18 protein-coding genes are annotated in these 20,506 nt (G+C 60.6%); 11 read left to right on the forward strand and 7 right to left on the reverse strand.

The genetic code is table 11. The features are described from left to right. The first annotated feature begins 454 nt into the window (after nt 1–454). Nucleotides 455–2,755, forward strand: coding sequence for a Tex family protein (locus L0Y14_RS12795; protein WP_039960231.1), 2,301 nt, complete (start codon nt 455–457; stop codon nt 2,753–2,755). Here the strand turns inward: L0Y14_RS12795 and L0Y14_RS12800 are convergent, their stop codons facing one another. The 5 genes from L0Y14_RS12800 to L0Y14_RS12820 all read right to left on the reverse strand — a co-directional run bounded on the left by L0Y14_RS12800 (nt 2,756) and on the right by L0Y14_RS12820 (nt 8,185). Continuing rightward, nucleotides 2,756–4,522, reverse strand: a complete 1,767-nt coding sequence (locus tag L0Y14_RS12800; protein ID WP_006474794.1) for an SLC13 family permease — start codon at nt 4,520–4,522, stop codon at nt 2,756–2,758. A gap of 107 nt (nt 4,523–4,629) precedes the next feature. Continuing rightward, on the reverse strand, nt 4,630–5,472 hold the full coding sequence (gene nfo, locus L0Y14_RS12805; protein ID WP_006474795.1) for a deoxyribonuclease IV: 843 nt from the start codon (nt 5,470–5,472) through the stop codon (nt 4,630–4,632). 171 nt (nt 5,473–5,643) lie between these two features. Further along, nucleotides 5,644–7,419: a PAS domain S-box protein gene (locus L0Y14_RS12810; protein ID WP_006474796.1), complete on the reverse strand. Its 1,776-nt coding sequence runs from the start codon at nt 7,417–7,419 to the stop codon at nt 5,644–5,646. Nucleotides 7,420–7,422: 3 nt separating this feature from the next. Further along, on the reverse strand, nt 7,423–7,968 hold the full coding sequence (locus L0Y14_RS12815) for a heme NO-binding domain-containing protein (protein WP_006474797.1): 546 nt from the start codon (nt 7,966–7,968) through the stop codon (nt 7,423–7,425). A 64-nt stretch (nt 7,969–8,032) separates the two neighbouring features. Beyond that, entirely contained in the window at nt 8,033–8,185 is a 153-nt protein-coding gene (locus L0Y14_RS12820; protein WP_005963268.1) for a hypothetical protein, read from the reverse strand. A gap of 141 nt (nt 8,186–8,326) precedes the next feature. On the opposite strand from L0Y14_RS12820, the gene cysZ reads away from it, so the two are divergent. The 3 genes from cysZ (at nt 8,327) to L0Y14_RS12835 (ending at nt 12,585) form a co-directional block, all read left to right on the forward strand. Continuing rightward, nucleotides 8,327–9,067 carry a sulfate transporter CysZ gene (cysZ, locus tag L0Y14_RS12825; RefSeq protein WP_006474798.1) on the forward strand — a complete coding sequence of 247 codons (741 nt, stop codon included), beginning with the start codon at nt 8,327–8,329 and terminating at the stop codon, nt 9,065–9,067. Between the two features lie 24 nt (nt 9,068–9,091). Beyond that, nucleotides 9,092–10,048: a DUF3616 domain-containing protein gene (locus L0Y14_RS12830; protein WP_006474799.1), complete on the forward strand. Its 957-nt coding sequence runs from the start codon at nt 9,092–9,094 to the stop codon at nt 10,046–10,048. 185 nt (nt 10,049–10,233) lie between these two features. Then, nucleotides 10,234–12,585 carry a hypothetical protein gene (locus L0Y14_RS12835; protein ID WP_006474800.1) on the forward strand — a complete coding sequence of 784 codons (2,352 nt, stop codon included), beginning with the start codon at nt 10,234–10,236 and terminating at the stop codon, nt 12,583–12,585. A gap of 44 nt (nt 12,586–12,629) precedes the next feature. Here the strand turns inward: L0Y14_RS12835 and msrB are convergent, their stop codons facing one another. Together msrB and L0Y14_RS12845 are read right to left on the reverse strand one after the other, a co-directional pair. Next, nucleotides 12,630–13,034, reverse strand: coding sequence for a peptide-methionine (R)-S-oxide reductase MsrB (gene msrB, locus L0Y14_RS12840; RefSeq protein ID WP_006474801.1), 405 nt, complete (start codon nt 13,032–13,034; stop codon nt 12,630–12,632). A 103-nt stretch (nt 13,035–13,137) separates the two neighbouring features. Then, the gene (locus L0Y14_RS12845) at nt 13,138–13,581 is read right to left on the reverse strand and encodes an Hsp20/alpha crystallin family protein (protein ID WP_005963280.1); all 444 of its coding nucleotides are present in this window, start codon (nt 13,579–13,581) and stop codon (nt 13,138–13,140) included. 200 nt (nt 13,582–13,781) lie between these two features. Between L0Y14_RS12845 and L0Y14_RS12850 the strand changes: the two genes are divergently transcribed. The 7 genes from L0Y14_RS12850 to L0Y14_RS12880 all read left to right on the forward strand — a co-directional run bounded on the left by L0Y14_RS12850 (nt 13,782) and on the right by L0Y14_RS12880 (nt 20,485). Next, nucleotides 13,782–14,966 (forward strand): pyridoxal-phosphate-dependent aminotransferase family protein, encoded by a 1,185-nt coding sequence (locus L0Y14_RS12850; protein WP_251859206.1) that lies wholly within the window; start codon nt 13,782–13,784, stop codon nt 14,964–14,966. Continuing rightward, complete coding sequence (locus tag L0Y14_RS12855) at nt 14,963–15,781, forward strand: sulfurtransferase (RefSeq protein ID WP_005963286.1); 819 nt, start codon at nt 14,963–14,965, stop codon at nt 15,779–15,781. The genes L0Y14_RS12850 and L0Y14_RS12855 overlap by 4 nt, the downstream gene beginning before the upstream one ends. Before the next feature lie 6 nt (nt 15,782–15,787). Further along, a complete protein-coding gene (gene nei, locus L0Y14_RS12860; protein WP_005963288.1) occupies nt 15,788–16,612 on the forward strand; it encodes an endonuclease VIII in 825 nt (274 codons plus the stop codon). A gap of 63 nt (nt 16,613–16,675) precedes the next feature. Further along, complete coding sequence (locus L0Y14_RS12865) at nt 16,676–17,260, forward strand: SCO family protein (RefSeq protein ID WP_006474803.1); 585 nt, start codon at nt 16,676–16,678, stop codon at nt 17,258–17,260. Between the two features lie 4 nt (nt 17,261–17,264). After that, nucleotides 17,265–18,170 carry an archaetidylserine decarboxylase gene (gene asd / locus L0Y14_RS12870; RefSeq protein WP_006474804.1) on the forward strand — a complete coding sequence of 302 codons (906 nt, stop codon included), beginning with the start codon at nt 17,265–17,267 and terminating at the stop codon, nt 18,168–18,170. A gap of 151 nt (nt 18,171–18,321) precedes the next feature. Then, on the forward strand, nt 18,322–18,666 hold the full coding sequence (locus L0Y14_RS12875) for a CU044_2847 family protein (protein WP_006474805.1): 345 nt from the start codon (nt 18,322–18,324) through the stop codon (nt 18,664–18,666). 295 nt (nt 18,667–18,961) lie between these two features. Then, nucleotides 18,962–20,485: a SulP family inorganic anion transporter gene (locus L0Y14_RS12880; RefSeq protein ID WP_305790607.1), complete on the forward strand. Its 1,524-nt coding sequence runs from the start codon at nt 18,962–18,964 to the stop codon at nt 20,483–20,485. Nucleotides 20,486–20,506 lie beyond the last annotated feature (21 nt).

The following is a 20,506-nucleotide window of genomic DNA, read 5'->3' on the forward strand; positions in this document are numbered from 1 at the left end:
CCAAGGGGAGTGGGATGCGGCTTGTTCGGAAGTACTTGAGTTGAGCCTTGTGGCCTCATGTTTCAATTCATCGAGCAGAGACATTGTGATTTTTCTCTATTGCAAACGGGCGAACCCGACTCGTAATCACGCTGGTGAACAACCATAGCAAACTGGCCGCCACCCCCAACGAGACGTTTCCTTACTAGACATTGTCATCCAACACACGCGTCAACTCTGATCGTTAATGAGCCGCTGAATGATCTGAGCGAAGCAGAATGGGTTTCAGAATTCATCGATTTGAGGCTCTGATCGCACGTAATAGCAGGCTATTGCGAAGATCAGCAACGACAAAGCGCGGATTCTAGATCCAATATGCAAGTTCACGATTCGTTCAGAGGCTCCTTAACAAGCTTTTCACTCCCCGTCCGGCGAGGTAGAGTTGCGCGCTTTCCACTCCCGCGTGTCTGACAATATGAATACCATCTTTCGCCGTATAGCCACTGAGTTAAAGGTCACAGTTCAGCGGGTTGATGCCGCCATTAAACTCCTAGACGAAGGCGCTACCGTGCCGTTCATCGCACGCTACCGCAAAGAGGCCACCGGTGGACTTGACGACATCCAGCTGCGTCATCTGGAAGAGCGACTCGGTTATCTGCGGGAGCTGGAAGATCGTCGAGAAACCATCCTTAAGAGCATAAGCGAGCAAGAAAAACTCACCCCGGAGCTGGAACAGGAGATCAGGGCGGCAGAGACCAAGACCCGCCTGGAGGATCTCTACCTTCCCTACAAGCCGAAACGGCGCACCAAGGCGCAGATTGCCCGCGAGGCCGGCCTGGAGCCCCTCGCTCTAGGGCTGCTGCAAGACCCGAATCTCGATCCCGAAGCGACCGCCGCCGACTATATCGATGCCGACAAGGGCGTGGTCGACAGCAAGGCGGCGTTGGACGGCGCACGCCAGATCCTGATAGAGCGCTGTGCCGAAGATGCGACATTGATTGGCCGGCTGCGTGAACAGATGCAGAATAACGGCATACTCAGCTCCCAGGTGGTCAGCGGCAAACAGCAGGAGGGGAAGAAATTCTCCGACTACTTCGACTACGCGGAGGCGATCGGCAAGATCCCCTCCCACCGCGCCCTGGCGCTATTCCGCGGCCGCAACGAGGGGGTGCTCAACCTGCATCTCGGCAGCGGCGAGGCAGAGGGCGAACCAAGCATCTGCGAAAGCATCATCGCCGCCTCCCAGGGCATCGCCCAGCAGGGGCGCGCCGCCGATGCCTGGCTCACCGAGACTGTGCGCTGGGCCTGGCGGATCAAGCTCTCCCTGAAGCTGGAACTGGAGCTGCTCGCGCAGCTGCGCGAGCGCGCCGAGGAGGAGGCAATCCGGGTCTTCGCCAGCAACCTACACGACCTGCTGCTGGCCGCTCCCGCCGGCCCCAAGGCGACCATCGGCCTCGATCCTGGGCTGCGCACCGGGGTCAAAGTGGCGATGATCGACACCACCGGCAAGGTGGTGGCCACCGACACCATCTACCCACATGCGCCGAAAAAGCAGTGGGATCGATCAATTGCCACTCTGGCAGCGATGGCCAAACAATATTCGGCAGAGCTGGTGGCGATCGGCAACGGCACAGCTTCCCGAGAGACCGACAAACTGACCGCTGAACTGATCAAAAAACATCCGGAACTGAAGCTGCAGAAGCTGATGGTGAGCGAGGCCGGCGCCTCGGTCTACTCCGCTTCCGAGCTCGCCTCCAAAGAGATGCCGGAGCTGGATGTCTCGCTACGTGGCGCAGTCTCCATCGCCCGCCGCCTGCAGGATCCGTTGGCCGAGCTGGTGAAGATCGAACCCAAAGCGATCGGCGTCGGCCAGTACCAGCACGACGTCAACCAGAGCCGCCTCTCCCGCTCCCTGCATGCGGTGGTGGAGGATTGCGTCAACGCTGTCGGGGTCGACCTCAATACCGCCTCGGCGCCGCTGCTGAGCCAGGTCTCCGGCCTAAGTCCAACGCTGGCGGAGAACATCGTACAGTTTCGCAACCAACACGGTGCCTTTAGCGAGCGCAAGACACTGCTGAAGGTATCCCGCCTCGGCCCCAAGGCGTTCGAGCAGGCGGCAGGCTTTCTGCGGGTGATGAACGGCAGCAATCCCCTCGACAACTCGGCGGTGCATCCTGAGGCCTATCCGGTCGTCAAGCGCATCCTGGAGCAGACCAAGCTGCCGGTGACCTCACTAATCGGCAACCATGAGGCACTGAAGCAGCTGCAACCGGCCGACTTCACCGACGAGCGCTTCGGCCTGCCGACAGTGACCGACATCATCGGTGAACTGGAGAAACCCGGCCGCGACCCACGTCCCGAATTCAAGACCGCTAGCTTCAAAGAGGGAGTGGAAACCCTCAACGACCTGCAGCCCGATATGGTGCTGGAAGGAGTGATTACCAACGTCACCAATTTCGGTGCTTTCGTCGACATCGGCGTGCATCAAGACGGCCTGGTGCACATCTCCCAGCTCGCCGACCGCTTTGTTAAAGACCCACGGGAGGTCGTCAAGGCGGGAGATCTGGTGAAGGTCAAGGTGATGGAGGTGGACCTGGAACGCAAGCGGGTCGGCTTGAGCATGCGGCTGCAGGAACGGGCCGAGCGGGAGCCGCGTCGGGATGGGCGGCAAAAGGCCCCGGCCAACGCCCCGCGCCGCACAAAGCGTGACAACCAACCGCAACCGCAGGCAGGGGGCGCGATAGCTGCAGCCTTCACCAAGGCACGCAAAAAGTAATCAGAACGGCCACACCAGCGGCACCAGCAAGAGCGTCACCAGCCCCACCAACAGGGTCAGCGGCAATCCGATCCGCAGGAAGTCCTGAAAGCGATAGCCGCCGGCATTGTAGACCATCAGGTTGGTCTGATAGCCGATCGGGGTGGCGAAGGAGGCGGAGGCCGCCACCATGATGGTAATGGCAAACGGCAGCAGGCTCACCCCCAACTGCTGGGCCGCCGCCAGGGCAATGGGGAACATCAGCACCGCCGCCACATTGTTGGTGGCCAGGGCGGTCAACAGGGCGGTGACCCCAAACACCAGCGCCAGTGCCAGCCAGGGCTCGCCACCCGCCAGCCCCATCAGCCCCTGGGCGACAAACAGCGCCGCGCCGCTCTGCTGCAGCGCCGCACCGATACCGAAGGAGGTGGCGATCACCACCAGCACCTGCCAGTCGGGGGAACGCCGGGCCACTTGGCCGCGGGTGCAACGGGTCAGGATCATCAGCCCCGCCGCCAGCAGCGCCCCCTTCAACATGCTGAGCCAGCCCAACCCCACCAGCAGTACCATCAACAGCACAATCCCCAGGGCGAGCGGGGCGCGCTCATGTTGCAGCGGGTGCGACTCCCCCACCGGGCTGATCAACAGCCAATCCTGGGCATTGCGCTGCTGTTCCAGAAACGAGGGGCGCGCCTCCAGCAACAGGGTATCCCCCGCCTGCAGCCGCTGATCGCCGAGCTTGCCGTCAAGCCGCTCACCATTGCGCGCCAGGGCGATAATCACCGCATTGTAGCGATTGCGGAAGCGTCCCTCGCGCACCGTACGCCCCACCAGAGGGTGCCGGCTGGAGACCACCGCCTCGATGAAGCGGCGCTCCGGGCGCTCATCATTGAGCTTGAAGAGCTGCTTGGTAGCGGGCAGCAGGCCGTGGATTCGCTGCAGATCCACCACCGAATCCCGTGCCCCGACAAACAGCAGACGATCACCCGCCTGCAGCCGCTCTTTCGACGAGACCGCGGGCAGTACGCCTCCCTCCCGTTCAATCTCCGCCAGGAACAGCCCCGGCAGCTGTCGCAGCCCCGCCTCGTCGATCGATCGACCTGGCAGCGGCGAGCCGACCTCTACCTGCATCTCCACCGTGTAGGCGCGCACATCGGCAAACTCCTCCATCGCCGAGCTGCGGTTGGGCAGCAGCCAGCTCCCCATCAGCAGCACAAACAGCAACACCGCCAAGCTCACCGGCAGACCGATCCAGAGCAGATCGAATAGCGCCAGGCCGCTGCCGGTCTGCTCCAGCATCAGACCGTTCACCAGCAGATTGGTACTGCTGCCGATCAGGGTGCAGGTGCCACCGGCGATGCTGGCGAAGCTGAGCGGAATCAATAGCTTGGAGAGCTGCAGGCGATGACGACGTGCCCACTCCTGCAGCGCCGGAATGAACACCGCCACCACTGGGGTATTGTTGAGAAAGGCACTCAGCCCCGCCACCGGCAGCATCAGCCGCCACTGGGCATGGCGGATGGAGCGGGGCCGGCCCAGCAGGGTCTGGCCGATCCAGCCCACTGCGCCAGTCTCAGTCAGGCCGCTGACCACCACGTAGAGCACCGCTACCGTCAGCATTCCTTGGTTGGCAAAGCCCGCCAGCGCCTGCTCGGGGCTAACCACACCGGCGAGCAACAATACGGTCAACGCGGCACTGGTGATCAGGTCGGGAGAGACCCGGGTGAACGCCATCATGCCAAAGCAGAAGAGCACGCTAGCGAGACTGAAGAGGGCTTCCCAACCCATGATCACCTGTCTGCAATCTATCGTTTACAAAAGGGCCTGTGATAATCGCCTCCACAAAAGGCGATCAACCCTAAGCATAGATGCAGAGCGGGAAGCAGAAACCCCAATCAGGCAATCAGCCCATAGAGGGCCTGGATCTCCTCCGCCCAGAGGGTATCGTCGATGGTCTCCAGCACCATCGGAATATCATCGAAGCGCGGGTCGTTCATGATGTAACGGAAGCACTCCCAGCCGATCTTGCCTTGCCCCAGGCTGTGGTGGCGATCGACCCGCTGGCCCAGTTCCGGCTTGCTGTCATTGAGGTGCATGCCGCACAGGTAATCAAAACCGACGATGCGCTCGAACTCGGCGAAGGTCTGCTCGCAGGCCTCAGCGCTGCGCAGATCGTAGCCGGCGACGAAGCTGTGGCAGGTATCGAGGCAGACCCCAACCCGGGACTTATCCTCCACCCTATCGATGATCTGCGCCAGATGCTCAAAGCGGTAACCCAGGGTGGAGCCCTGGCCGGCGGTATTTTCGATCACCGCCGTCACCCCCTCAGTCTGCGCCAGGGCGATATTGATCGACTCGGCGACCCGCTCCAGGCTCGCCGGCTCGTCGATCTTGCGCAGGGTCGCACCTGGGTGGAAGTTGAGTCGCTTGAGGCCAAGCTGCTGACAACGCTGTATCTCATCGATAAAGGCGTTGCGCGACTTCTCCAGCCCCTCCGGCTCCGGGTGGCCCAGGTTGATCAGGTAGCTGTCGTGGGGTAGCACCTGCGCCGGATTGATACCGACCTGCTGCAGGTTCTGCTGAAAACTCTCGATCACCTCATCAGTCAGCGGCTTGGCACGCCACTGGCGTTGGTTCTTGGTGAACAGGGCAAACGCCCTGGCGCCGATCTTCCCAGCATTCAACGGGGCATTCTGCACACCGCCAGAGGCACTCACATGGGCACCGACATATTTCATCTTTGATCCTGCTCTCTGCTGCAAAAATGGCCGCGCATTCTAACCATAAAAGTGTGAGAAAGCCTTAAGGAGCCTCTTCTACTTTGTTAGATTCACCTGGAGCCAGGGTTGGTGGAGCGATCCGTGGGTATCTGCGGCAGGAATGCCGCAGCCAAACCCACAGGGATGGGTTCACGGCGCATCGCTTGTCTGTCCAGTTTCACCGTCGATGGGCAGACGAATGATGAAGGTGGTGCCTTCCCCTACGCTGGAATCCACCTCTATGGTTCCATTGTGTTTATCCACCACCGCGGAGTAGGTAATCGACAAGCCCTGGCCCGTTCCTTTACCCACCCCCTTGGTCGTGAAAAAGGGGTCGAATATGCGTGGCAGTATCTCTTCCGGGATGCCCCCTCCATTATCATTGATACTGATCTCGGCATAATCGCCCCTCTTGCGGGTGGCGATCTGGATGATCCCTTTCTCATCTGGGCATTCCTTGCGCCTATCGGCGATGGCGTGGGCAGCGTTGACGATAATGTTCAGGATGGCCTGGTTGATCTCCCCGGGAAGGCAGCGGACCGCAGGAAGCTCAGGATCAAACACGGTCTCCAGCTCGGCATGGTATTTCCACTCATTGCGAGACACATCGATAGTGCTCTGAATGGCGCTATTGAGGTCTACAAAAGTCTTCTCCTCTACGCCGGGATGAGAGAACTCCTTCATCGCCCGCACAATCTTGGTGACGCGTTCAAGCCCGTCCAGGGTCTGCTCAACCGCCAGGGGGATCTCCTCTTTCAGGTAATCGATTTCGATCGTCTCAGCCTGCGCAGCGGCCTCGGCAGCCAGCTGCGCCGCTAGCGGGTCACCGCTAGTCAGTGCTGCGATGCTGCGCTCCTGCAGGGAGACGAGTTTGATGATGTCCGCATAGGCATCCTGCAAAAAACGGGTGTTGTCGCTGGCATACTGGGTCGGGGTATTGATCTCATGGGCGATGCCGGCGGCGAGCTGGCCGATGGCCTCCAACTTCTGGGCGTTGTGCAGTTGGATCTCCATCTTCTGCCGCTCCCGTTCGGCCTCTATACGTTCCGTGATGTCACGGAAGGAGATGACTGCTCCCACTATTCTCTCTTCTTCCCATATCGGTCGGCTGACGTATTCCACTGGAAGGGATGTGCCGTCCTTGCACCAGAACAGATCTTCCAGGATGGTGTTTCCCTTGCCTTCTCGGAACGTCGTGTAGATGGGGCATTCTTCAGCGAGGTGGCGTGAGCCGTTGTTGTGGGTATGGTGCATCAGCTCGTGACTGTGCTGCCCGATCAGCTCCTGCTGGCTCCATCCCAGCATCTTGCTGGCCGCGGAGTTGATAAAGGTAAAATTTCCCTCGCAGTCTACGCCAAAGATTCCCTCAACCACCGTTTCCAGGATCAGCTGGATCTGCCGATTGGTCATTTCCAGTCTCTTCTCCGCCTGTTTTCGTTCCGTAATGTCACGTACAACGGCGATGACGATTCGCTCGGTTCCAGGGTGAGCGATACTGGCCGTCAATTCGGCCGGAAACACCGATCCGTCCTTCCTGCGCCCCTGCGTCTCATGACTCAGGCTCAGGAGCGGTTCGGTTTTCTCCAAATCGGACTTGGCGAAAGGGCAGTTCAGAAGCTCTTCGGGCAACAGTGTGTTTATGCACTTTCCGGAGATCTCGTCCGGCGTGTAACCGAACATCGATTGCGCCGCCCGGTTGAGAAACTGCACTGCACCGCCTTCATCGGTGGTGATAACCCCCTCGGCGGCCGCCTCCAGGATGGAGCGACTCCACTCCTCCTTGTGCGTCAGGCTAGCCGCCAGCTCAACCAATTCGTTATTCATCTGGAAGAGTTCTAGGCTCTTCTCCTCCAGCAGGCGCTCCGCCTCATGGCGGGCCTTGCGCTCACGCTGCCAGCGGTGTTCCAGACGAGTCAGTTCATCCATTCGCTACACCTGGCGGGTCAGCAGAAAACGGATGGAGGTTCCCTCTTCCACCAGCAGCTCTTCCCGTTCAATGGAGAGGGTATCGCCGAAGTGGGCGGCGCATCCCTCAATCAGCCCGTGCGCCAGATCCCCCAGCGGCCGCTTTGAGTAATAGATCAGTTCCAGTTGGTTTGCCGACGGGGAGCAGTGCTCGAAGGTCGGCAGCTCGGCATCTGGGTAGAGTTTTCTCACCTCGACATGAATGTAATTCTCAATCAGCTGTAAAAATTCCAAGCTTGAGTCGATTCCTTCCAGGAACTGGGGATAGGCGCCAGCCAAGATGCCAAACAGGTGACAGCCAAAGGAACGAACCAGGTCCGGAACTGGTGTGCCGGATTTTTCGCTCAACGCGGTCACCAGTTGCAGCATCTCCCTATGATCGTAGGTGCCCACCGAGGTATATGCCCCCCCTGACGGGAGATCGGAGGATTCGATGATGTCATCTGCCATCTCCGGCGAAAAACGCTCCTCTACGAACTCGATGAACTTGGAAAATACAATGCCCTTCATGCGCGGTCTCCTTATTGGCACTTACTGCCATATCTGGCGTCATCCGCCATTAGTGAGCCTCTGATCAAGTCATGAACTCGTATTTTGCGCCCAGAATATCCAGCTTCTGCATGGCAAATCTCGGCAACGGCTCCATGCGTTGCTCTATCTCCTGCATCCATGCCGTCGTTCGCAATAGCCAGCTATTACGTGCGATTTGCGCCTTGAATCTGAACATTCTGAATCACAATCGACTTCATCCAGACTTTATCAGAGGCTCCTTAAGGACATTCGGCACAACTGACGGGAAGTTTACATGCACACGGCAGAAACCGTCGCATTTGCTACCATAGGCGTTTTCAATCGAAGATCCTCAACCATGGTAAACAATCCCCTCTCCGGCGCCGGCTATCTGCTTCGCGGCCTCAGTCTGATCAGCAAACCGGGGCTGCGCCCGTTTGTGCTGATCCCGCTGCTGGTCAACATCCTGGTCTTCAGCCTGCTGATCTGGTTCGGCATCGACCAGTTCGAGCTATTGATGGAGCGCTTTTTGCCGGCGGAGGATAGCTGGCTCTTCTGGCTACGCTGGCTGCTTTGGCCGCTGTTTGCCATCACCCTGGTGCTGGTAGTCTTCTACACCTTCACGGTGATCGCCAACCTGATAGCCGCCCCCTTCAACGGGCTGCTCGCGGAAAAGGTGGAGCGTTTCATCGGCGGCGAGCTGCCCCAGGAGCCCGGTGGCATCGGCCAGGTGATGAAGGATATCCTCCCCTCCATCGCCTCCGAGCTGCGCAAGATGGGCTACTTTCTGCTGCGCGCGATTCCACTGCTAATCCTGTTTCTGATCCCAGTGATCAACATTGCTGCGCCATTCCTGTGGATCGCCTTCACCTCCTGGTTTCTGGCACTGGAGTATGGCGACTATCCAATGGCCAACCACGGCCTGCGTTTTAAACAGCAGCATCGCCGCCTCAAGCAGGCGCGCTTTACCTCGCTGGCGTTTGGCGGCAGCCTGACCCTGCTGATGATGGTGCCGATCCTCAACTTTGTCGCGATGCCGGCGGCGGTAGCGGGAGCCACCCTGCTCTGGTCCGAACGGCTCAAGCAGCTCTCTGACTGACCCCGTATCAGAGGTGCATCCGGCATGTTCAATATCGCGGTCAATCAGCTCAAGTCGCCGGCGGACATCAGCGCCATCGGGCGTCATCAAGGGCTGCTGCTGATCGGCTCCGATGAGGCCAGCGGCGAGCGACGCAACGAAAATTATCTGCAGCTGTTTCGTGCCGATGGCCAGGGCCACTATCAGCTGGCCCGCAATATCCTGCTGTATAAGGGTTCCAGGAAAAAGGGCCGGGAGCTGGACATCGAAGGCATCGCCTCCGATGGTGAATCGATCTATGTGATCGGCTCCCACTCGCTGAAACGCAAGCAACTCAACCCGGCCAAAAGCCATAAAAAGAACCTGAAGCGACTGCATGGAAAGTCGATCATCCATGAAAAGAGTCGCGACCAGCTGTTCCGGCTACGCATCAACAGCCAGGGTGATATTGAATCGAAGCAGCGTATCAGCCTCAGAAAACTGCTGCGGCGGGACCCAGTGCTGCAGCCATTCAGCGCCATTCCCGGCAAAGAGAACGGTGTCGACATCGAGGGAATCGCAGTGCACGATGGCTGGCTTTACGCCGCCTTCCGCGGGCCGGTGTTACGCGACGGGCTGGTGCCGATCCTGCGGTTTCGTTTCGATGATCCGAAATCAGACTATGAACTGCGCTTCGTCACTCTGGGCGGCCTCGGCTGCCGCGAGATCACCCGGGTCAGCGACGGCTTCCTGATCCTTGCCGGTCCCAATGGCAAGGGACCAGGGGATTACCGGATCTTCCACTGGGATGGCAGAGACACACTGCCAGGCGCCGATCGACCGCAGAGTGGACAGGGAAAGATCCGCCTGCTGCACAAGCTCGAACCGCCTGCCGGCGGCAAGGCCGAGGGCCTGGCTCTGCTCGATGAGAGTGAGCAGGATTACCACCTGCTGGTCGCCTTCGATGGGATCAGCCACGCGAATATCCACTCACTTGTCATCCCGAAAAACCTATCGACTTAGACCCCGCACTCACCAACCTGTATACCCCTGCGCTGAAATAGACTTCTGTCGTAACGCAGCTGCTCCATCACAATCCTCACTCAATCCCGGCTTCAGGTTTTCTCCAACGCGCCGATGTCTCAATCAGTTCGGGTCCACGAACTGAAGATGGGAAAGATGTTCTTGTTTGCCAATGGAGACGACAAATGAACCAGTTTTTACATCGATATGGTGCGTTGTTTACCCTCTCAACGCCTCTGATACTCACAGCCTGTGGCGGTGGCGGGAGCACAGAGACCACCACCAGCGAAGCAATTTCCGGCCTTCAACTGCCGGAACGAGTGGACGTGGTGGCCGCTGAATCGAGCAGCGCCCGATCTGCCGCCGCGCGCTTCGCCGGTCGCGGCGAGCTTGGCCTGAGATTTGACGATGCCGGCAGTGACTACGCCAACGCCAGTACCGATATCCATACCTACCACCCGGCCATCGAGCCGGTGAATACCGCCAACGAGATCCTCTGCTTCATCTCGCAGATGCGCGCCGACCAGTTTGTGGACCAAGGGGCCTACATCGCCCTGGTGGATGATGATGAATGCTCCCAGGGTGAATCGGGCGCCAGCAGCCAGAATCAGTCCAGCGGGCAAAATGCTACCAACTACACCGAGGTGATTATCGATTCAACTCGCGCCTCCAATGAGGACCCGATGATCGTCAACGTCTGGATCCCGGAGATGGAGGGCCCAGGCAACAGCAGCATGCTGATCAAGGCCCGTGCCGAGGTCACCGCCGAGCCCAGCGCTACCAACCCGATGGGTGAGTTTCAGCTCACCTGGCAGATGATAGACTCATCAGGCACCAGCTTCGGTAGCGGCGAGATATCTACCGCCGGAGTGAGCAGCGGGCTCAACGGCTTCACCTTCTTCGAGTCGATGGAGGATGACTTTGGCTTCGGGCCGATGCAGATCGAACACGCCGCCTCGGTGGAGATGCAGGGCGAGACCACCGGCCAGGCGATCACCCGCACCACCATGACCCCCGATCCCGGCGGCGAAAACGCCACCTACCGCCTCAGCTACGATGCCGACTTCATCATCGGCAGCCAAGACAGCCAAGACAGCCAAGGCTCACAGGTCTGCCTCGACCGTAACAACATCGACGAAACAGTCTGGAGCTACGATCTGTTCGACTACACAAGCGGCGCCACGCTTAGTCTCAATTCGGGGCTCTCCTTCACCTACGATGGCAAGTACGGCCATGTGGGTTATTGGGGCCTCTGGTATGAGGATGAATCGGCCAATCTGGATGGCGCGACCGTCTCTGTATTCGACTACAGCAGCGACACCCAGACCGATTATACCCTGCAGCAGACCCCCGGCCGGTTGATTCGCAACGAGGTCAAGAGTCTGGCCATCAGCGCCCTGGATGGCATCCAGTTCGAGTTCCACGACGAGCAAAACCCACTGCCAAACAATGCCGATGGCGCCTGGCTGGTGGAGTATTTCAGCGTCAGCGATGGGGTAGCCAGCGACGGCTTCTACCGCACCGGCTACCAGATCTGGCAGCAGGACGCACCGCCCGTTGTCAGCAACCTCGATACACCAGTTTTAGTCAGCTTCTCGCCTGGACAGAACACCCTGCATATGTGGTCGAGTCAGCTCGGCGGCAGCGTACGCTTTGTGCAGGGCGACAACGAGATCACCTATGACGAGCAGACCATCATGAACGGCAGCGAGACCGGCGCCGGCGAACTCTTCGCCTCTGGCGGCAGCGCCACCCTCTACTGCCTCGACCGCTGTCTGGTGCCGGGTTCACCGATGAGCACCAGCAACCCCAACTCGGTGGCCGAGGCGGTGGCCTACAGCATCAACAACGACAGCAGCGCTGCCAACTTCCTCACCCTGGTCCACAATGCCTCCGGCAACCCGGTGGACGGTACCGACCCAGCCAACCTGCCCGCCGGCAGCGAGTGGGGTATCGACACCGGCGCGATGCTCACCGACATCTCAGCACTGGCCAACGTCTGGGATGTCTACGAGCTACCGGAAGGCTCGGTCTACTACACCTGGGAGACCGGCCCCAACAATTGGAACCGCACCACCACGGTGTTTGACTCACTCGGTGTCGTGCAGAGCTTCGACAAGCCGATCGAGTTCACCTACACCCACAGCGACGCCAATGACCGCAGCGGCAGCGCGGTGCACGACACCACCGACTACGCGGGTCAGACCTTCCGCCTCAACTATGGTGGCAGCGGCGATTTCTGGGGTATTCCGGAAGAATCGCTCGACACCGATGGCGACGGCAACCCGGACCGCTGGACACGGGCCTTTGCCATCGCCGACGGGGTACAGATGGGACCAAACGGCACCGAATATGCGATCAAGGCGCGGGATGTGGAGCAGACCTTCGTCGAGGTCGATATCAGCAACTGCAGCGCGCTCAGCCTGACCGAGCCTGCCACCGCCCTGCCAAGTACAGTCAGCGGAACGCTCAACGACCTGCCGGTACCGACAGTGACTTCAGCACCCAAGGTAATCGGCGGCGAGATCCAAGAGTAACCACCATCGCCCTCCCCTCAGCAACGGCCCTTCGGGGCCGTTTTTTATGGCGGTGACTCAGGCTTGAAGTCGAGGGAAACCGAGTTGATGCAGTAGCGCAACCCGGTGGGAGGCGGGCCGTCGGAGAAGACGTGGCCCAAGTGCGCATCGCAGTGGCCACACAGCACCTCCACCCGCAGCATGCCATGGCTGTTATCCGCATGCTCCGTCACCGCATCCGCAGAGACCGGCTGAAAATAGCTCGGCCAGCCGCTGCCGGAATCAAACTTGGCAGAGGCGTCGAACAGCTCATTGCCGCAGCAACTGCAGCTGTAAACACCCGCTTCATGATGATTGTAGAATTTGCCGGTAAAGGGCGCCTCCGTCCCCTGACAACGGCAGACCCGATACTGCTCCGGGCTCAGCTGTTGCTGCCAGTCGGCATCCGATTTTGCGATCTTCTCTGACACCTTCAACTCCTCCCGGCCAGGCTTTTGAGGTTCAACCCACCATAGACAAACGCCGCCCGACAGAAAACCACCAATCAGGGTGGCTTTCTGTCAGCGCGGCGTGTCAGTGAGTGATTTTGATCCGGCGTGGCTGCGCCTCCGCCTTCTTGGCGATCACGATCTCCAGCACCCCATGCTCTGAGGCCGCACTGATCGTCGACTCATCAGCCGTCTCCGGCAGTTTGAAGCTGCGGCTGAAGCTGCCTGCAACCCGCTCGCGCCGAGTGTAACTGGCCGCCTCGTCTTCCACCTTGCGCAGGCTGCGCTCTCCGGAAACCGTCAGAATCCCCTTCTCGACCTGGATCTCCAGCGTGTTGGGATCGACACCGGGCAGATCCATGCTCAGGACAAAGCGTTCCTGCTGTTCGAGGATATCCACCGACGGCTGCCAACGGGATACCGTCCCGGCGGTAGCAACCTGTGCCCGCTTGTGCTCCGCGGCCAAGCGCTCCATCTCGCGGGTCATCTGATTGAGCATGGCAAGAGGCTGATAGTGCATGTAAGTCATCGTCGCATCTCCTGGATGGTGTAATTCACTGATGTGTCCAAAATTGGGTCCCGCCCATTTTTTTTCAAGGCGCGCCCAGATGCCTCTTAACCACGCCGGCAACAGGGGAGTGATCCCTTGCAGCGACACAAAACGCGCACATATACTCGGCCGCCATAGACTCAACCCCTTTTCCATTGACTTCACCAGGCATCCACACCATGGCCATACCCGCTTTCACCCCCCCCGTACGTACCCTGATGGGCCCCGGCCCCTCCGATGTGCACCCGCGCATCCTGGAGGCGATGTCGCGCCCCACCATCGGTCATCTTGACCCGCTCTTCATCGAGATGATGGAACAGACCAAGAGCATGCTGCAGTACGCCTTCCAGACCGAAAACCCCCTCACCATGCCGGTCTCCGCCCCCGGTTCCGCCGGCATGGAGACCTGCTTCGCCAACCTGGTGGAGCCTGGTGACAAGGTGATCGTCTGCCAGAACGGCGTATTCGGCGGTCGCATGAAAGAGAACGTGGAGCGCTGCGGCGGCACCCCGCTGATGATCGAGGATGAGTGGGGCCGGGCAGTCGACCCGCAGAAGCTAGAGGATGCACTGAAGGCCAATCCGGATGCGAAGATCGTCGCCTTCGTGCACGCTGAGACCTCCACCGGCGCCCAGTCAGACGCCGCCGAGCTGGTCGCCCTAGCCCACCAACACGACTGCCTAACCATCGTCGACGCCGTCACCTCGCTGGGCGGCACCCCGGTGAAGGTGGACGAATGGGATATAGACGCCATCTACTCCGGCACCCAGAAGTGCCTCTCCTGCACCCCCGGCCTCTCCCCAATCAGCTTTAACAAGCGCGCCTTGGAGAAAGTACGCAACCGCCAGAGCACCGTGCAAAGCTGGTTCCTCGACCTAAACCTGGTGATGGGCTACTGGGGCAGCGGCACCAAACGTGCCTACCACCACACCGCACCGATCAACGCCCTCTACGGCCTACATGAGGCACTGCGCATTCTCGAAGCGGAGGGTCTGGAGAACGCCTGGGCACGCCATCGCAGAATGCACAACGCCCTCAAGGCAGGGCTGGAGGCGATGGGGCTCTCATTCGTGGTCGATGAAGCTCACCGGCTGCCACAACTGAACGCCGTCACCATCCCCGAGGGGGTGGACGACGCCGCAGTGCGCAACCGCCTGCTCAACGAGTTCAATCTGGAGATCGGCGCCGGGCTCGGCGCGCTGGCCGGCAAAGTCTGGCGCATCGGCCTGATGGGCCACGCCGCCCGAGCCGAGAACGTGCTCCTCTGCGTCAGCGCCCTAGAGGCGGTGCTCAACGAAAGAGGCGCACCGATCAACAGCGGCGTCGCACTCTCTGCAGTACAGAAAGTGCTGGCAGCCCGATGAACGCCATCGACCTGCCCCTGGTCTGCGAACCGGACCAGCTCGAACCGCAGCTCAGCAGCGAGGGGCTGCTGATAGTCGCGGTCTGCAAGGAGACTACCTACCGGCAAATGCACATCCCCGGCGCGATCCATCTGCAGTACGGGCGGTTCGTCGCCGGACGCAAGCCAACCTTCGGGCTGCTGCCGGAAACGGCCCAGCTGGAACAGGTTTTCAGCGCCCACGGCATCGGCAACCAGACCCATGTGGTGGCCTACGACGACGAGGGGGGTGGCAACGCCTCACGCCTACTCTGGACCTTGGCAGCGATGGGACACGAACGATTCTCCCTGCTCAACGGTGGTCTGCACGCCTGGAGCAACGAGCAACACCCGGTTGAGCAAAATCCGGTCACACCGCCCTCCGCCCTGTTTAAAGCCACCACCACCCCCGAAGTGGTAGCAGAGGCCGACTACATCAGCAGCCGCCTGGGCAACCCAGACCTCGCCCTGTGGGACGCCCGCAACAGCGACGAGTACAGCGGCCGCAAACGCTTCTCCCAGTTTGGCGGCCACATCCCGGGAGCCGCCAACCTGGACTGGCTGGAGCTGATGGACCGCAGCCGCAACCTGCGTCTCAGACCGGAGAGTGAGCTACGGAGCATGCTGGAGGGCCTCGGCATCAGCAGCGACAAGGAGGTAGTCACTTACTGCCAGACCCACCACCGCTCCTCGCTCGCTTGGCTGGTACTGAAACATCTGGGCTATAAGCAGGCGAAAGGCTATCCCGGCTCTTGGTCCGACTGGGGCAACCGGGACGACCTGCCGATCGAAAGCTGACCCGGCATGCCAGAGGGACCAGAGATCCGCCGCGCCGCCGATGCCGTTGAGTCGATACTCAAGGGCCGAATCGCCAGTGAGGTCTGGTTCAGCCTGCCCCGCCTGCAACCATTCGCTGCCACACTGACAGGGCAACGTGTGCTGCGTATCGACACCCACGGCAAGGCGATGCTGACCCGCTTCGACAACGGCCTGACCCTCTACAGCCACAACCAGCTCTATGGCCGCTGGCACTGTGTGCGGCGCGGCGAGCGCCCTGAGACCCGCCGCCAGCTGCGCCTGCGCATCTCCACCGAAAGTCACGACGCGCTGCTCTACAGCGCCTCGGAGATCGACGTACTCAACGACCAGGAACTGCTCAGTCACCCGTTTCTCAGCCGGCTGGGGCCCGATCTGCTGGACCCCACACTCGACGTCAAAACCGTGCTGGCGCGGCTCGAATCCCGCCAGTTCCGCAACCGCCGCCTGGGCAGCATTCTCACCGACCAGGGCTTTCTCGCCGGCATCGGCAACTATCTGCGCTGTGAGATCCTATTCCACGCCGCTCTGCACCCAACCAGCAAACCCAGTCAGTGCCGCCCCGAACAACTCGCCCGGCTGGCAGCGGCGATCATCCACCTACCTCGCCAATCTTATGAGACCGGCGGTATTACTAACGACCTCGAGCGGGCAGAGCAGCTGATGGCAGCCGGCAGCAACTTCGAGAGCGCCCGTTTCCAGCTCTTCCGCCGCGAGGGCCTGGCCTGCTACCGTTGCTCTAGCCGCATCATCAAAATCAACCAGGGTGGGCAGCCCTGCTACCTCTGCCCCAACTGCCAGACCGCAGTCTGAATCATCACATCCGAGCCGGTTTGGATTAAACTGCCCCGACCCAGTTAAACATCCACCCAGCCGATGCCAAAACGTCCAAGTTCCAAACAACGCCGCTTTGTCTTCCTTACCCTGAGCCTGATCGTCTTCGGCATGGCCTACTACACCGGCAACCGCTACTCCGACAACACCCTGCCGGCGATCGCCGGGGTGCTACTGCGACCGCCCCATCCACTGCCTGAGTTTCAGCTCTCCAGCCGCGACGACACACGCTTCGACCAAAGCCAACTGGAAGGCAGCTGGAGCCTACTCGGCTTCGCGGAGCAAACAGCCCAGCCCAGCCCCCTGCTGCGCCTAACCCAGGTCCACAATCGCTTCAGCGCCGAGCCGGAGCTGCAACAGCAACTCCGCTTCATTTACATTGACGATGGCAGCGACCCGGCCCGACATGTGATGCTCGAACAGATCGGAGAGCGCTTCCTCACTCTGCAGGGCGACCCGGCGACCCTACAGGAAATGCGCGCCCGCTTCGGCGCAACCCAGGGTGAGGAAGAGGCACCACTGTTTCTGATCGGACCGGCTGGCCGCATCCACGCCCTGTTTACCTCCTTCCAGGAAGGGGCTAGCATCGCTGCGGATATCAAGACCCTGATCAACCACTACCGGTAACCTCATGCGCGAAGAACCCTCCCGCCGCTTCACTGAAACCCCCCTCGACTATCTCTTTATCAGCCTGCAATACCTGCTGCCACATCACCTGATATCGGCGCTGACCTACCGCATCACCCGCATCGAGATAAAACCGTTCAAGGATTGGCTGATCCGCAACATCATCAAACTCTACCGGGTCGAGATGGAGGAGGCACTAGAGCCCGATCCAAGCCGCTACCGTAGCTTCAACCACTTTTTCACCCGCGTCCTGCGCCCCGATGTCCGCCCGGTGGCTGAGGCCCCGGAGGCGATCGTCTGCCCTGCCGACGGCGCGCTAAGCCAGTGCGGTGACATCGAAGAGGGCTACATCTTCCAGGCCAAGGGGCGCGACTACTCACTGCTGGAGCTGCTCGGCGGCGACCCCCAGTGGAGCGAGCGCTTTGAAGAGGGCAACTTTGCCACCATCTACCTCTCGCCACGCGACTACCACCGGGTGCACATGCCATTCAGCGGCACCTTGCAGCGAATGATCCACGTCCCCGGTCGGCTGTTCAGCGTCAACGCCACCACCGCGCGCATGGTGCCACGGCTGTTCGCCCGCAACGAACGGGTGGTCTGTCTGTTCGAGACCGAGATCGGGCCGATGGCGATGATCCTGGTGGGAGCAATCAACGTCGCCAGCATCGACACCGTCTGGGCCGGCACCGTCACCCCCCGCTCCCGCCAAGTCAGCCATTGGAACTACACCCCCGAGTCAGAGACACCCGAGCCGATCAGTCTGCAGAAGGGCGAGGAGATGGGCCGCTTCAACATGGGCTCCACAGTGATCCTGCTGTTTGGCAAAGATGCGACAGAGTGGATGGAGGAGCTAGAATCCGGCATGCCGCTGAAGATGGGGCAGCAGATCGCCACCGTCACCCCGGTCTGAACACACTGGAGATCCTTGCGTAGGAACGCCGCTGGCGGCACGAACCCTCCACCCCCGAACATTCGCACCGCAAGCGGTGCCCCCATTAGGAATTTCATTCCGCAGGCGCAGATGGAATAATCGGCACCGAATCCACAAAAAGGAGTTAGGAATGGAAAAGATCGCCCCGATCAGACTGGCCGATGGCCGCCTCATCATGGTGGAGATGGAGCAGGGTGATCTCGCCCTGCCGGGCAGCGGGGCCGCCCCCACCGACCTACCGGCAGGCGCCGAAGCCACCGGACTAAGCGACAATATCAGCAGCGCCATCGGTCTGCTGCGCAACCAGATCAGCGCGGTGGCCGATACTGTACAGGAGGCGCTGGTCAGCAACCGTCCCGACGAGTTGAAGGTAGAGCTGACCATCGGCTTCAAGGGCGAGAGCCAGCCGATCCCAGTGATCCTCACCGGCGCGACGAGCGGCGGGCTGAAGATCACTGCCAGTTGGAAACGGTAGACCTAGGCCGCCCCAGCCTGCCCTGGACGCTGAGGAGGGTAGCTGGGGTTGAGTTATAATTACAACTCAATCCATCCCCAAAGGATCCGATCGTAGGAGTGTCGCTTGCGGCGCGAACGCACCATCTGCCGAGCCTTCGCACCACAAGCGCTGCCTCTACAGACTTGCAGGAAAACAGGGTCTCGTGCCAGGCTCTATCTGTAGACATATAAGAGTTTTCTGATAGACTCTCCGCCTCTTTCTATCCCATTAGAGGTACTCCATGTTTCAGCTCACCTGCCCTGGCAGACAGTGCGTGAAAAACGACACTCTCTCCGGCCTGACTGTCGCGCTGGCGCTGGTTCCAGAAGCCATCGCCTTCGCGTTTGTCGCCGGGGTGGAGCCATTGGTGGGCCTCTATGCCGCCTTCATGATGGGCATCATCACCTCGATCATCGGCGGCCGGCCTGGCATGATCTCCGGCGCCACCGGGGCGATGGCAGTGGTGATGGTCTCGCTGGTGGCGCAACATGGCGTCGAATACCTGTTCGCAGCGGTGCTACTGGCGGGTCTGATCCAAATCCTCTCCGGGGTGCTGCGGCTCGGCAAGTTCATCCGCATGGTGCCGCACCCGGTGATGCTGGGCTTCGTCAACGGCCTTGCGATCGTGATCTTTCTCGCCCAACTGCAGCAGTTTCAGGTAGCCGACGCGGACGGCAACCTGGTCTGGATGAGCGGCGAGCCGCTGCTGATCATGCTCGGGCTGGTGGTGCTGACGATGGCGATCATCCACTTTCTGCCAAAGTTGACCAGCGCGCTACCTGCCTCGCTGGTGGCGATCGTCAGCGTCACCCTGCTGGTCTTCTATCTGGATTTGGACGCGCGCACTGTGCAGGGCGTGTTGGCCGACATGTCCGGCAATCCGCAGGCCACCATCGCCGGCGGCCTGCCTGAATTCCATATCCCGATGGTGCCGTTCAGCTTCGAGACCCTCTACATCATCCTGCCCTATGCCGTGATCCTCGCTGCGGTAGGGCTGATCGAGTCGCTGCTGACCCTGAGCCTGATCGATGAGCTGACCGAGTCCCGTGGCCGTGGCAACAAGGAGTGTATCGGCCAAGGCGTGGCGAATACGGTAAATGGTCTGTTCGGCGGCATGGGCGGCTGCGCGATGATCGGCCAGAGCATGATCAACATCAACTCCGGCGGTCGTGGCCGTCTCTCCGGCATCTCCGCCGCACTGTTCCTGCTCACCTTCATCCTGGTCGGCTCCAGCCTGATCGAAATGATCCCGGTGGCAGCGCTGGTCGGCGTGATGTTTATCGTGGTGCTCGGCACCTTCGAGTGGGCCAGCTTCCGCCTGCTCGGCAAGATCCCACTGGCCGACACCTTCGTCGGCATCCTGGTGGCGGTGGTGACGGTGCTCACCGACTTGGCGATCGCCGTGATCGTCGGTGTCATCGTCTCCGCACTGGTGTTCGCCTGGGAGCATGCCAAACACATCTACGCCAAGACCTATGTCGACAAGTACGGCATCAAACACTATGAGATAAGCGGCCCGCTCTTCTTCGGTTCAGTGCAGACCTTTGCCGATCTGTTCAATCCGAAAGATGACCCGGACGAGGTGATGGTCGATTTTGCCAATGCGCGAGTCTACGATCACTCAGGCCTGGAGGCGATCGATGCCCTCGCCGAACGCTACACCCGTGCCGAGAAGCGCCTGCACATCAAGCACCTGAGCCAGGAGTGTCAGAATCTGCTGGTGAAGGCGGGGGATCTGGTGGAGGTCAATATGCTGGAGGATCCACGCTACCACGTGGCGGACGACCGGCTGGCCTAACCAGAAGGGTAAATTCGATTG

Origin of the sequence: Candidatus Endoriftia persephonae (assembly GCF_023733635.1) — a bacterium.
GTDB classification, from domain to species: Bacteria; Pseudomonadota; Gammaproteobacteria; order Chromatiales; family Chromatiaceae; genus Endoriftia; species Endoriftia persephonae.